We start from the raw sequence: 13,077 nt of genomic DNA, 5'->3' as shown, positions 1-13,077 counted from the left end.
GTGACTAGACGCTTAGGCGTCGTCGTCACGTTTCCTATTTTCACTGGGTCCTTAACGGGCTTTGTATCATAAATTATGCCTAAACGTTCTGATATTAAAAAAATTATGGTTATCGGGTCTGGTCCTATCATCATTGGTCAGGCTGCTGAGTTTGACTATGCTGGTACGCAAGCCTGCTTGGCCTTGAAAGAAGAAGGCTACAGTGTTGTTCTTGTCAACTCTAACCCTGCGACTATCATGACTGATAAAGAAATCGCAGACAAGGTTTACATTGAACCTATCACACTGGAGTTTGTGACACGTATTCTTCGTAAAGAACGTCCTGATGCTCTCTTGCCAACACTTGGTGGACAAACTGGTTTGAATATGGCCATGGAATTGTCTAAAGCTGGTATTCTTGATGAGCTTGGCGTTGAATTATTGGGGACAAAATTGTCTGCCATTGACCAAGCCGAAGACCGTGATCTCTTTAAACAATTGATGGAAGATTTGCATCAGCCAATTCCTGAATCTGAAATTGTTAATACGGTGGAAGAAGCAGTGGCTTTTGCTTCAAAAATTGGTTATCCAGTTATTGTCCGTCCTGCCTTTACCCTTGGTGGTACCGGTGGTGGTATGTGTGCCAATGAAGAAGAACTTCGTGAAATCGCTGAAAATGGTTTGAAGTTGTCACCAGTAACCCAATGTTTGATTGAACGTTCTATCGCTGGTTTCAAAGAAATCGAATACGAAGTAATGCGTGATGCTGCTGACAACGCTCTTGTGGTTTGTAACATGGAAAACTTCGACCCAGTTGGTATTCACACAGGGGACTCAATCGTATTTGCCCCAACGCAAACCTTGTCAGATATTGAAAACCAAATGCTTCGTGATGCCAGCTTGAAGATTATCCGTGCCCTTAAGATTGAGGGTGGCTGTAACGTGCAGTTGGCGCTTGATCCTAATAGCTTCAAGTACTATGTTATCGAAGTAAACCCACGTGTGTCTCGTTCATCAGCTCTTGCTTCAAAAGCAACAGGTTACCCAATCGCTAAATTGGCGGCTAAAATCGCTGTTGGTTTGACACTTGATGAGATGATTAACCCAGTCACTGGTACAACCTACTCAATGTTTGAACCAGCCCTTGACTACGTGGTTGCCAAAATCCCACGTTTCCCATTTGATAAGTTTGAACATGGGGAACGTCGTCTTGGTACTCAGATGAAAGCGACTGGTGAAGTTATGGCCATTGGTCGTAACATTGAAGAGTCTCTTCTTAAAGCTTGTCGTTCGCTTGAAATCGGTGTTCACCACAATGAAATGCCTGAACTTGCCGAAGTAACAGATGATGCCTTGGTGGAAAAGGTTGTTAAAGCGCAAGACGACCGTCTCTTCTACCTTTCTGAAGCTATCCGTCGTGGTTATACTGTCGAAGAATTGTCAGAGTTGACTAAGATTGATATTTTCTTCCTTGACAAATTGCTCCATATCTTCGAATTGGAACAAGAATTGGCTACTCACGTAGGCGACATTGCTGTTTTGAAAGAAGCCAAACGCAATGGTTTCTCTGACCGTAAGATTGCGGAACTTTGGAACCAAACAGCTGACCAAGTCCGTGCCACTCGTTTGGAAAATCATATCGTTCCTGTTTACAAGATGGTTGATACTTGTGCAGCCGAGTTTGAATCTTCAACACCATATTTCTACTCAACTTACGAGTGGGAAAATGAATCTATCAAGTCTGATAAAGAATCTGTTATCGTTCTTGGTTCAGGTCCTATCCGTATCGGACAAGGGGTTGAGTTTGACTATGCAACGGTTCACTCTGTTAAAGCTATCCAAGCTGCAGGTTACGAAGCTATCATTATGAACTCTAACCCTGAAACAGTTTCAACAGACTTCTCAGTTTCAGATAAATTGTACTTTGAGCCATTGACCTTTGAAGACGTGATGAACGTCATCGAATTGGAACAACCTAAGGGTGTTGTGGTGCAGTTTGGTGGTCAAACAGCTATCAACTTGGCTGAGCCATTGTCTAAAGCAGGTGTGAAAATCTTGGGTACTCAGGTTGCTGATTTGGACCGTGCCGAAGACCGTGACCTCTTTGAACAAGCTCTTATTGACCTCAACATCCCACAACCACCAGGTCAAACAGCGACAAATGAAGAAGAAGCGGTTGAAGCAGCTCGTAAGATTGGCTTCCCAGTCCTTGTTCGTCCGTCATACGTTTTGGGTGGACGTGCCATGGAAATCGTGGAAAATGAAGACGACCTTCGCTCTTACATGCGTACAGCCGTTAAGGCGAGTCCTGACCACCCAGTCCTTGTCGATAGTTATATCATTGGACGTGAGTGTGAAGTAGATGCCATTTCTGATGGTAAGGATGTCTTGATTCCTGGTATCATGGAACACATCGAACGTGCAGGAGTTCACTCAGGGGATTCAATGGCAGTTTACCCACCACAAACCCTTTCTAAGAAAATCCAAGAAACGATTGCTGATTACACTAAACGTTTGGCTATCGGTCTTAACTGTATTGGTATGATGAATATTCAGTTCGTTATCAAGGGCGAAACGGTTTATGTAATCGAGGTGAATCCACGTGCCAGCCGTACCGTGCCATTCTTGTCTAAGGTAACGGATATTCCAATGGCTCAGGTGGCTACAAACTTGATTCTTGGTAAATCTTTGGCAGAGCAAGGTTACAAAGATGGCCTTTATCCTGAAAGCAAACACGTTCATGTCAAGGCTCCAGTCTTCTCATTCACAAAATTGGCTAAGGTAGATAGCCTCCTTGGACCTGAAATGAAATCAACTGGTGAAGTTATGGGTACAGATGCAACGCTTGAGAAGGCCCTCTACAAAGCCTTTGAAGCTTCTTACCTTCACTTGCCAACCTTTGGTAATGTTATCTTTACGATTCATGACGATACCAAAGAAGAAGCCCTTGGTTTGGCCCGTCGTTTCGATGCTATCGGTTACGGCATCTATGCTACTGCAGGCACAGCTAAGTTCTTGAATGAACATGGTGTTCAGGCAACACTTGTGCACAAGTTGGGTGAAAATGATGACAACGACATCCCAGCCCTTGTTCGTTCAGGTAAAGCGCAAGCTATTGTCAATACTGTTGGTAACAAACGTACTTATGACGAAGATGGTGCAGCTATCCGTAGCTCAGCTATTGAAGCAGGTATCCCACTCTTCACAGCGCTTGATACAGCAGATGCTATGGTGCGTGTGCTTGAAAGCCGTAGCTTTACAACAGAAGCTATCTAATTATGAAAGAGAGTCTCAGCTTTGCTGGGGCTTTTTTAGTGAAGATAAAACTTCCGAACGTCTGAGACTAATCGCTTCAGGCGTTTTAATCACTGCCAGAAGTCTCGGTTTAAGCTGATGAGGTTTGCAAAAAAACTCTTTCATATTCCCTACAGAGTTTTATCTTTCGTGTCATATTTAAACCTAGTTGATTGCTGTAATGAGTCTCAGCCTTGCTGGGGCTTTTTTCTTACACAAATGTAAGCTAGAAAGTTAAAAATGAAAGCTAAGACCATGGTTTAGGCTACTTAAATTCTGCTATACTAGAAACATGATTATTACGACATCTTTACGTGAAAATGAGGAATTGATTGCCCGTGCCCAAGCCTTAGCTCTCGACCTCGGAGCTGACTACCAGCCTCGGCGCAAGCTATCTTTGGCGAAATGTTTAGAGCGCTTTGGACCGTTCTATCTTCTATACAAAGACAGACTATCTTTTATCAATGCGGATGCTAGTGAATTGACCTTCCATCCAGATACGGCTGCCCTAAGGATTACGGCCCCCCATGACGCTTTAGTCAGTCTTTTAGGCAAGTCTCCCAAGACTATTCTTGACACGACCATGGGTTTGGCTTCTGATAGCTTAGTGATGGCAGCAGTGGGAAATCAGGTGATTGCCCTTGAGAGTCAAGATGTGATTTTTCAGGTGGTTTCTCGTGGTCTTGCCTCTTATCAGACGGATGATAAGCAGCTTGAAAAGGCCATGAGTTCTATTAAGGCTATTAAGAGCGATAGTTTGTCTTTTTTGAAGGCTCAAGCTGACAATTCTTTTGACATCATCTATGCTGATCCTATGTTTTCAGAGACCATTAAGGAATCGGAAAATCTTGAGGCTATCAAGCCTCTGGCCAATGGCAGTCGTCTGACAGAAGAATGGCTAAATGAGGCTAAGCGTGTTGCACGGGAAAAAATTATCATCAAGGCGCATTTTCGTGATACCGTTTTTGAAGAACTTGGGTTTGAACGTCAGGTTCGTCCCAATCAAAAGCTACACTATGGTGTACTGGAACTCATTGACAGGGAATCTTAAAAATATTACAATTGTTACATCTATACAATACAATTAGAAAGAGAGACGTATGCGAAAGAGAATCAGTCCAAAGCTATTTAAAAATAAGAAAAGAGTTTGGATCATTGGAGGCATAGGGATTCTTGTCCTATTGATCCTGATTTTTAACCTTTTGGGAGGAGGTGGCCAAGGGAACAAGGCTGCTGAAGGTCCTACAGCAAGTAAGGTCATCAAGGGACAGCTGGCCTCCTCGACCCTCCTAACGGGTATGGTCAAGGCTCAGTCAGAGCAGTACGTTTATTTTGACAATACCATTGGTCGTAACGCCACTGTAACTGTTTCTGCAGGTGAAGAAGTGAGTGCTGGTCAGCAGTTGGTTCAATATGATAGCACATCTGCCCAAGCAGCCTACGATATTGCAAGTCGTGCCTATAACAAGGCTGTTCGTGATCGTAATTATTTCCAACAGTATGGAACAGCTCCTGCAGCTTCAGCGCAAACTAGCGAGGATACAGACGAAGATGATTCGACAGCTGCAGTGACAGCTCAACAGCGTCAGCAAACCGAAGCCAGTAATTACCAAACCTTGCAAGATTATAATGATGCCGTTGCTAATGCAGCCTCAGAACTCGAAAAGGCTCAGGATGTACTTAATCAAACGGTCATTGTTTCCGATGTGAATGGAACAGTCGTAGAAGTGGCAGACTCTGTGGACCCTGCTTCCAAAGAGAGCCAGACCCTTGTTCACGTGACTAGTGAAGGTCAATTCGAAATTCAGGGAACCTTAACCGAGTATGATATGCCAAATATTTCAGTGGGGCAAAAGGTCAAGATTACGTCAAAAGTATACCCAGACCAAACCTGGACAGGTAAAGTCAATTATATCTCCAATTATCCGAAGCAAAATGCCAGCCAGTCAGCTAATGCTTCGGGAAATTCAGGTCAAACGGGTTCTCAATATGAATACAAGGTTCAATTGACCAGTCCTATCGGTAAGCTCAAACAAGGCTTCAATGTGTCTCTTGAGGTTACTAAGGACGAAGATGCTTTATTGGTTCCTGTAACTGCTGTGACTAAGAAAGGTTCTGACAACTATGTCTGGGTTTACGACGAAGACAGTCAGAAGATTAAGCAAGTCAAAGTCAAGCTTGGCAATGCGGATGCTAAACAACAAGAGATTGCATCAGGGCTTAAAGAAGGCCAAAAGGTTATCACCAAGGCCGATAAATCCTTTAAGGATGGTGAGACTCTAAAGGACGTGACAGATGCTAAGGGTAAAAAGTCCAAAGACACCAGTGGAGAAGAGGTGAGGTCTAGTGACTAAGCCAGCGCTTATGGTTTTAAAAGGCATTACCAAGTCCTTCAAAAATGGACCTGAAACTCTGCAAGTCCTTAAAGGCATTGATTTATCAGTTGAGGAAGGGGACTTTGTGGCTATCATGGGCCCTTCTGGTTCAGGAAAGTCAACGCTTATGAATATTATTGGACTCCTTGATCGACCGACATCTGGTTCCTATCAACTCGAGGATGAGGATGTGGCTGAACTCTCCGAAAACCGCTTGGCTAAGGTGCGAAATAATCAGATTGGCTTTATCTTTCAACAGTTTTTTCTCCTACCAAAGCTAAGCGCCCAAAAGAATGTGGAGCTTCCCTTAATTTATGCTGGAAAATCTCCGAGTGAACGTAAGCAAAAAGCGCAACAATTCTTGGAAAAAGTCGGTTTGTCTGACCGTAGCCATCACCTACCATCAGAGCTATCGGGTGGACAAAAGCAGAGAGTGGCTATTGCGCGTGCACTGTCTAATAATCCAGCAATCATTTTAGCAGATGAACCAACGGGTGCCCTAGATACCAAGACGGGAATGCAGATTATGGAGCTTTTAACCCAGCTGAATCGTGAGGGGAAAACCATTATTATGGTTACCCACGAGCCAGAGATTGCAGACTATGCCCGACGTAAGATTGTCATCCGTGATGGGGAAATTACCCAGGACACGACGGATAGCGTTCGAATTGACTAGGAGGTAAGTATGGAAAATTGGAAATTTGCTCTTAGTTCTATTCGGTCACACAAGATGAGGTCCTTTTTGACCATGTTGGGTATTATTATTGGTGTTGCTGCTGTCGTGCTCATCATGGGTCTAGGAAACGGAATGCGTCAGAGTGTAACTGATAGCGTGACAGGTGATAAGGATATTGTCCAAGTCTACTATGAGGCTAAAGGGGAGGAACTAGACCCTGCCTATGCTGATTTGGCAAAGCCAACCAAACCAGTCAAAGAAGTTTGGTTGGAGCAGGTGGTGAGACAGACGCCAGGTGTGGATAGTTATTTTGTGACCAACAACCTGACAACCTCTATCTCTCTTCAGAAAAAGACCGTGAAGAATGTTAATATCACAGGTGCCAGTCAGGGCTACTTTAAAGCTAAAAAGTTAGAAATGTTGACAGGACGATCTCTGCAAGACAATGACTATAAAACCTTTTCACGCGTTGTTGTCATCGATCAGCTGGTAGCTAAAAAACTCTTTGAAACGACTGACGATGCCCTTAACCAAGTCATTACTATAGGAAATAATGATTATCGAGTGGTTGGTGTCTACAAAAATAAAGACACTGCAATCGGTGCCTATGGTGAAATTGGAACAGCTCTTGTGGCTAATACCCAGTTAGCGGCTGAAAATAACACTGATGCTATTGGCCAAATTTTTTTCCATGTGACCGATGTGCAAAATAGTAGTGCCATTGCCAAGGAGGCTGCCAAGCAATTGACGCAGTTATCTCAGGATGACAATGGGCAGTATAAGGCGGCAGATATGAGTGCGACCTTAAATCAGGTGAACACAATCTTTGGAACCATTACTACCGTTGTCGGAGCAATTGCTGGCATTTCACTCTTAGTCGGTGGCATCGGCGTTATGAATATCATGTTGGTTTCGGTAACTGAGCGGACTAGAGAGATTGGTCTGCGCAAGGCGCTTGGAGCTACCCGTCGCAAGATTCTGACCCAGTTTTTAATTGAGTCCATGGTTCTGACAATCTTAGGAGGTCTGATTGGACTTGGTTTTGCAGCCCTAGTCGTTGGACCAATTGGAAGTGCTATGGATCTGAAAGCAAGTGTCTCTATCGGTGTGGCTATAGGAAGCATTGCCTTTTCAGCAGCTGTGGGGATTATTTTTGGGCTTCTCCCAGCCAATAAAGCTTCAAAACTCGATCCTATCGAAGCGCTTAGATATGATTAGAAATAACCTCTTGGAATCTTTGGATTTTAAGAGGTTTTATGTTCTTTAAACATAAAATATAAAAAATGACATTTTTTTCTTGACGTCTGATTTAGGTCATGATATTATATATAAGGTTTGAAAAAACTGACCTAAGACAGTTGGGGAGTTAAACTCATAAACATCCAACCGAGGCACAAAACGTAACTATTTTTTTGTAACGTATTGTACTTTCGTGTCTAGGTTTAGGTGCGATTTTTTTGTACCTAGCCCAAAAATAAAAACGGAGGTAAAACTACTAATGAGTGAAGCTATTATTGCTAAAAAAGCTGAACAAGTTGCCATCGTCGCTGAGAAAATGAAAGCAGCATCATCTATCGTTGTTGTTGACTCTCGTGGACTTACAGTTGACCAAGATACAGTTCTTCGTCGTAATCTTCGTGAATCAGGCGTTGAATTTAAAGTTATCAAAAACTCAATCTTGACTCGTGCAGCTGAAGAAGCAGGTCTTGAAGACCTTAAAGAACTTTTCGTTGGACCATCTGCAGTAGCATTCTCAAACGAAGATGTTATCGCACCAGCAAAAGTTATTAGCGAATTTGCTAAAGACGCAGAAGCTCTTGAAATCAAAGGTGGTGTTGTTGACGGTGCGTTCACTTCAGTCGAAGAAATCAACGCTCTTGCATCACTTCCAAACAAAGAAGGTATGCTTTCTATGCTTCTTTCTGTACTTCAAGCGCCAGTGCGCAACGTTGCATACGCTGTCAAAGCGGTTGCAGAAAGCAAAGAAGACGGTGCTGCATAAGCCCATCTTCACAACTCGTAGCCTAAGCTACGTTTAAAACATTATATTTTAAAAACACATTTGGAGGAAATCACAATGGCATTGAACATTGAAAACATTATTGCTGAAATTAAAGAAGCTTCAATCCTTGAATTGAACGACCTTGTAAAAGCTATCGAAGAAGAATTTGGTGTAACAGCTGCTGCTCCTGTAGCTGCTGCTGCTGGTGGTGCTGCTGACGCTGGTGCTGCTAAAGATTCATTCGACGTTGAATTGACATCTGCAGGCGACAAGAAAGTTGCTGTTATTAAAGTTGTTCGTGAAATCACAGGCGAAGGTCTTAAAGAAGCTAAAGCTATCGTTGACGGTGCACCATCAGTTCTTAAAGAAGGTGTTGCTGCAGCTGAAGCTGAAGAACTTAAAGCTAAACTTGAAGAAGCTGGAGCTTCAGTTACTCTTAAATAATAAGGTAACGACTCAAGTCGCTTAATAAAGAAAACCAGGGCATAAGCTCTGGTTTTTTATTGCGATAAACGATTATGTGAAACTGATAAATTGATTCGGTTTCCTGCCAAAAATCCTGCCAAAAATTCTTTGGTAGTTTTTTGTTTTTCTATTTTAGACTGGTTTTGTTTATCATGTCCTCTACAAGGATGTACTTTAATTGTCTTAGAATCGCTTTCTAGGACAACTATATCCTATTTACTGGTTTTCTCGCAAAAAAATGCTATGATAAATCTAAGGAGAGGATTATGATGCAGATTAATCTTGAAAATTTAGTTCCCATTTCTGAAGCTAACCAAAATTTTTCTAAAGTTGCTCGTATGGTCGACAGCAAGGGGACTGCAGTGATTCTAAAAAATAATAAGCCCAAGTATGTATTGGTAGAATATGACACCTTAATTAAAAATGAACAAGGTGGGACAGAAGTTGCAGAGCAGGTCACAGTCGACGATGTGGCTAACTCTGTTTTGTCTCGTCATTTAGATGCCTTCAAGGAATTAGCGAAATGAAGCGATAAAACAGATAATTTAGTGATAGCAAGATAGATAGAAAACCAGGGCATAAGCTCTGGTTTTTTCTGTTGCTTTTAATATTTTCATTTGTTAGAATGTAGGTAATGTGCGTGCTTGTCACGCCCTTTTTCTGTGTCTTTTACGGCTTTAGTGGTTGTAAATAACTATAAAAATCTTAAAGGCATGGTAAATGCTAAAAAGAAAAGGAGACATTTATGGCTTATATTTGGTCTTATCTCAGACGTTATCCTAAGTGGCTAGTAATGAATTTTACGGCAGCCATTTTATTTGTTATTGCTAACTTGGGCTTGCCGACGGTTCTTGCCAGAATGATTGATGAGGGAATAAACCGTGGTGATGTTGATAAGCTTTACGCTTATGCTTGGGTCATGTTTGGTGTAGTTTTGACTGGGATTGTTGGTCGTGTGCTCTTGGCCTATGCGGTTGGTAAGTTAACGACCACGATGGTGCAAGTCATGCGTAATGACATTTATGCTAAGCTTCAGGAGTATTCCCACCACGAGTATGAGCAGATTGGGGTATCCTCTTTGGTGACTCGTATCACATCAGATGCCTTTGTTCTCATGCAGTTTGCGGATCAAGTTCTTAAGCTAGGGGTTATCACTCCTTTGATGATGGTTTCCAGTGTCTTCTTGATTTTGACGACCAGTCCATCTTTGGCTTGGATTGTGGCTATTTCCTTGCCTTTCCTAGCCGTAGTTGTCTGGTATGTGGCGATAAAGACTCGTCCACTATCAGAAAAGCAACAGGCAACTCTCGACAAGATTAACCAGTATGCTCGTGAAAATCTGACTGGACTTCGTGTCATTCGAGCTTTCGCTAGAGAAGATTTCCAAGAGAAGAAGTTTGCCTCTGAAAATGCTGTCTATGCGGATAATTCAAATAAACTTTTCAAATTGACTGGTTTGACCGAGCCACTTTTTGTGCAAATCATCATCGCTATGATTGTGTCTATTGTTTGGTTTGCTCTTGAGCCATTAGGCTCTGGAAGTTTAGCTATCGGGGACTTGGTTGCCTTTATTGAGTACAGCTTCCATGCGCTATTGTCCTTCCTTTTTCTAGCCAATCTCTTTACCATGTATCCTCGTACGGCGGTGTCTAGTGAACGTCTGCAGGAAATTATGAACATGCCGATTTCTATCAATCCAAATGAAGATGGCGTGACAGAGACTGAAACTAAGGGATATTTGGAATTTGACAATGTGACCTTTGCCTATCCTGGTGAAACGGAAAGTCCTGTGCTGCACAATATTTCCTTCAAGGCTAAACCTGGTGAAACCATTGCCTTTATCGGATCTACGGGTTCAGGAAAATCATCACTTGTACAGTTGATTCCACGCTTTTATGATGTAACACTTGGACGCATTCTTGTTGATGGTGTAGATGTCCGTGACTACAATCTTAAGGCTCTTCGTCGTAAGATTGGCTTTATTCCACAAAAAGCCTTGCTCTTTACAGGAACTATCGGTGAAAATATCCGTTACGGTAAGGAAAATGCCAGTCATGAGGAATTGAATCAAGCTACTGATGTGGCTCAGGCCAAGGAATTTATTGAAAGTAAGGAAGAACGCTACGATTCTCACTTGGCTGAGGGTGGCAGCAACCTTTCTGGGGGACAAAAGCAGCGTTTGTCAATTGCACGTGCAGTGGTTAAACGTCCTGATGTCTATATCTTTGATGATTCCTTCTCTGCCTTGGACTACAAGACTGATGCGACCTTGCGCCGTCGTCTTAAAGAGGTTACTCAGGATGCGACAGTCTTGATCGTGGCGCAACGTGTGGGAACTATCATGGATGCTGACCAGATTATTGTTCTGGATAAGGGTGAAATCGTTGGTCGTGGCCGTCACGAAGAGCTTATGGAAAGCAATGAGATTTATCGTGAAATTGCCAATTCTCAATTGAATCAAAAGAGTCTTACAGAAGATTAGAAGGAGGTCAAAATGAAGAATAATAAAAGAAAACAACTCATTCCTCAAGTTTTGGCCGTCTTTGGTCCTACTTGCAGGCTTATCGTTTGCCACTTTACTTAGCTATTTTCCTGAAAATTGTTAGTGTCATCATGAGTGTTCTTGAACCTGTTGTGATTGGATTAGCCATTACGGAACTGACTAAAAATACACTGGACATGTTCAAGGGTGTGGAAGGTGCCCATATCAACGTTTCCTATGTTGGTGTGGTTCTGGTCTTTTATCTCTTGCGTGGTCTCATTTATGAGTTAGCTTCTTACTATTCCAACTATTTCATGACCAATGCTGTGCAAGCAACGGTTCAAGATATGCGAAATGAGATGACCGAGAAAATCAATCGTACCTCAGTGTCATACTTTGATAAGCACCAGTTTGGAGACCTCTTGGGACGCTTTACCAGTGACGTCGAGACAGTTTCGAATGCCTTGCAGCAGTCCTTTTTGCAGGTAGTTAATGCGGTCTTTACTTTGGCCTTGGTTATCGGGACAGTGCTTTACCTTAATCTTCAATTGGGAGCTATAGTTGTCATCACTATTCCGATTACATTCTTTGGTGCCCGCTATATCATGAGTAAGTCTCAGCCCTACTTTAAACAACAAGCTGATGCCTTAGGTACTCTTAATGGTTTTGTTCAAGAAAATCTGACCGGCTTCAATGTGCTTAAGCTATTTGGCCGTGAGGATAGATCCTTGGACGACTTTAAGAAAATTACGGAAGACCTTCAGAAGGTAGGCTTTAAGGCTAATTTCATTTCAGGACTCATGATGCCGGTTCTTAACGGTTTATCTGACTTGACCTATCTCATTGTCGCTGTTCTAGGTGGTTTGCAAGTTTTGGCTGGTCGCTTGACGATTGGTAATATGCAGGCCTTTGTTCAGTACGTTTGGCAGATTAATCAACCTATTCAGAACTTGACTCAGTTAGCTGGACAATTGCAGAGTGCTAAGTCTTCTTTGGACCGTATTTTCCAACTGATGGATGAACCAGACGAGGCTAATGATGCTACTGAAGTGCTTGAAGGAGATTTGACCGGTCAAGTTAGCTTTAAGCATGTGGACTTCCAGTATGTGGCTGATAAACCTTTGATTCGTGACTTTAATCTTGAAGTCAATCCTGGTGAAATGGTCGCTATTGTCGGCCCAACTGGTGCCGGAAAATCAACGATTATCAATCTTCTCATGCGTTTCTATGATGTGACTGCAGGTTCTATCTCGGTTGATGGTCATGATATTCGTAACTTATCACGTCAGGATTATCGTAAACAGTTCGGTATGGTGCTTCAGGATGCTTGGCTCTTTGAAGAAACTATCAAGGAAAATCTTCGCTTTGGTAATCTTGAGGCGACTGACGAAGAAATCGTTGAAGCCGCTAAGGCTGCCAATGTGGACCATTTTATCCGTACCTTGCCTGGTGGTTACAACATGGAAATGAACCAGGAATCAAGCAATATTTCACTGGGACAAAAGCAGCTTTTGACCATTGCCCGTGCGCTTTTGGCTGATCCAAAAATCTTGATTTTGGACGAGGCAACTTCATCAGTTGATACCCGTCTGGAACTCTTGATTCAAAAGGCCATGAAGACCCTTATGCAAGGTCGAACAAGCTTTGTCATCGCTCACCGTTTATCAACTATTCAAGAAGCAGACAAGATTTTGGTCCTTAAAGATGGTCAAATCATCGAACAAGGGAACCATGAATCCCTCCTTGCAGATAAAGGTTTCTATTACGATTTGTATAATAGCCAGTTTGCGGAGAAATAAACAGA

Annotated in this window: 10 protein-coding genes and 1 other annotated feature; all 10 genes read left to right on the top strand. The window is 42.6% G+C overall.

Annotated elements, in window-relative coordinates:
• The first annotated feature begins 75 nt into the window (after nt 1-75).
• The 10 genes from carB (at nt 76) to HSISS3_RS06980 (ending at nt 13,072) form a co-directional block, all read left to right on the top strand.
• Nucleotides 76-3,255, top strand: a complete 3,180-nt coding sequence (carB, locus tag HSISS3_RS07025) for a carbamoyl-phosphate synthase large subunit (RefSeq protein ID WP_021152207.1) — start codon at nt 76-78, stop codon at nt 3,253-3,255.
• 310 nt (nt 3,256-3,565) lie between these two features.
• The gene (locus tag HSISS3_RS07020; RefSeq protein WP_021145854.1) at nt 3,566-4,324 is read left to right on the top strand and encodes a class I SAM-dependent methyltransferase; all 759 of its coding nucleotides are present in this window, start codon (nt 3,566-3,568) and stop codon (nt 4,322-4,324) included.
• A gap of 49 nt (nt 4,325-4,373) precedes the next feature.
• A complete protein-coding gene (locus HSISS3_RS07015) occupies nt 4,374-5,627 on the top strand; it encodes an efflux RND transporter periplasmic adaptor subunit (protein WP_021152206.1) in 1,254 nt (417 codons plus the stop codon).
• The gene (locus tag HSISS3_RS07010; protein ID WP_002889458.1) at nt 5,620-6,324 is read left to right on the top strand and encodes an ABC transporter ATP-binding protein; all 705 of its coding nucleotides are present in this window, start codon (nt 5,620-5,622) and stop codon (nt 6,322-6,324) included. Before HSISS3_RS07015 ends, HSISS3_RS07010 begins: the two co-directional genes overlap by 8 nt.
• A 9-nt stretch (nt 6,325-6,333) precedes the next feature.
• Entirely contained in the window at nt 6,334-7,542 is a 1,209-nt protein-coding gene (locus HSISS3_RS07005) for an ABC transporter permease (protein ID WP_021152204.1), read from the top strand.
• A 112-nt stretch (nt 7,543-7,654) separates the two neighbouring features.
• Nucleotides 7,655-7,791 (top strand) — a sequence feature (ribosomal protein L10 leader region).
• 31 nt (nt 7,792-7,822) lie between these two features.
• Nucleotides 7,823-8,326 carry a 50S ribosomal protein L10 gene (rplJ, locus tag HSISS3_RS07000; RefSeq protein WP_021152203.1) on the top strand — a complete coding sequence of 168 codons (504 nt, stop codon included), beginning with the start codon at nt 7,823-7,825 and terminating at the stop codon, nt 8,324-8,326.
• 75 nt (nt 8,327-8,401) lie between these two features.
• Nucleotides 8,402-8,770 carry a 50S ribosomal protein L7/L12 gene (gene rplL, locus HSISS3_RS06995; protein WP_021145847.1) on the top strand — a complete coding sequence of 123 codons (369 nt, stop codon included), beginning with the start codon at nt 8,402-8,404 and terminating at the stop codon, nt 8,768-8,770.
• A 290-nt stretch (nt 8,771-9,060) separates the two neighbouring features.
• Entirely contained in the window at nt 9,061-9,318 is a 258-nt protein-coding gene (locus tag HSISS3_RS06990; protein ID WP_021152202.1) for a type II toxin-antitoxin system Phd/YefM family antitoxin, read from the top strand.
• Between the two features lie 218 nt (nt 9,319-9,536).
• Nucleotides 9,537-11,273 (top strand): ABC transporter ATP-binding protein, encoded by a 1,737-nt coding sequence (locus HSISS3_RS06985; protein WP_021152201.1) that lies wholly within the window; start codon nt 9,537-9,539, stop codon nt 11,271-11,273.
• 71 nt (nt 11,274-11,344) lie between these two features.
• Nucleotides 11,345-13,072 (top strand): ABC transporter ATP-binding protein, encoded by a 1,728-nt coding sequence (locus HSISS3_RS06980; RefSeq protein ID WP_021152200.1) that lies wholly within the window; start codon nt 11,345-11,347, stop codon nt 13,070-13,072.
• Nucleotides 13,073-13,077 lie beyond the last annotated feature (5 nt).

This window comes from Streptococcus sp. HSISS3 (assembly GCF_000448605.1).
In the GTDB taxonomy this organism is placed as follows: domain Bacteria; phylum Bacillota; class Bacilli; order Lactobacillales; family Streptococcaceae; genus Streptococcus; species Streptococcus raffinosi.
The sequence above is the reverse complement of the archived record's forward strand: the minus strand, read 5'-3'. Positions and strand labels throughout refer to the sequence as shown.

Excerpts from the sequence above, each read along its gene's own strand:
- carB (WP_021152207.1), top strand. The coding sequence starts at position 76 with ATGCCTAAACGTTCTGATATTAAAAAAATTATGGTTATCGGGTCTGGT.
- HSISS3_RS07020 (WP_021145854.1), top strand. The coding sequence starts at position 3,566 with ATGATTATTACGACATCTTTACGTGAAAATGAGGAATTGATTGCCCGT.
- HSISS3_RS07015 (WP_021152206.1), top strand. The coding sequence starts at position 4,374 with ATGCGAAAGAGAATCAGTCCAAAGCTATTTAAAAATAAGAAAAGAGTT.
- HSISS3_RS07005 (WP_021152204.1), top strand. The coding sequence starts at position 6,334 with ATGGAAAATTGGAAATTTGCTCTTAGTTCTATTCGGTCACACAAGATG.
- rplJ (WP_021152203.1), top strand. The coding sequence starts at position 7,823 with ATGAGTGAAGCTATTATTGCTAAAAAAGCTGAACAAGTTGCCATCGTC.
- rplL (WP_021145847.1), top strand. The coding sequence starts at position 8,402 with ATGGCATTGAACATTGAAAACATTATTGCTGAAATTAAAGAAGCTTCA.
- HSISS3_RS06990 (WP_021152202.1), top strand. The coding sequence starts at position 9,061 with ATGCAGATTAATCTTGAAAATTTAGTTCCCATTTCTGAAGCTAACCAA.
- HSISS3_RS06985 (WP_021152201.1), top strand. The coding sequence starts at position 9,537 with ATGGCTTATATTTGGTCTTATCTCAGACGTTATCCTAAGTGGCTAGTA.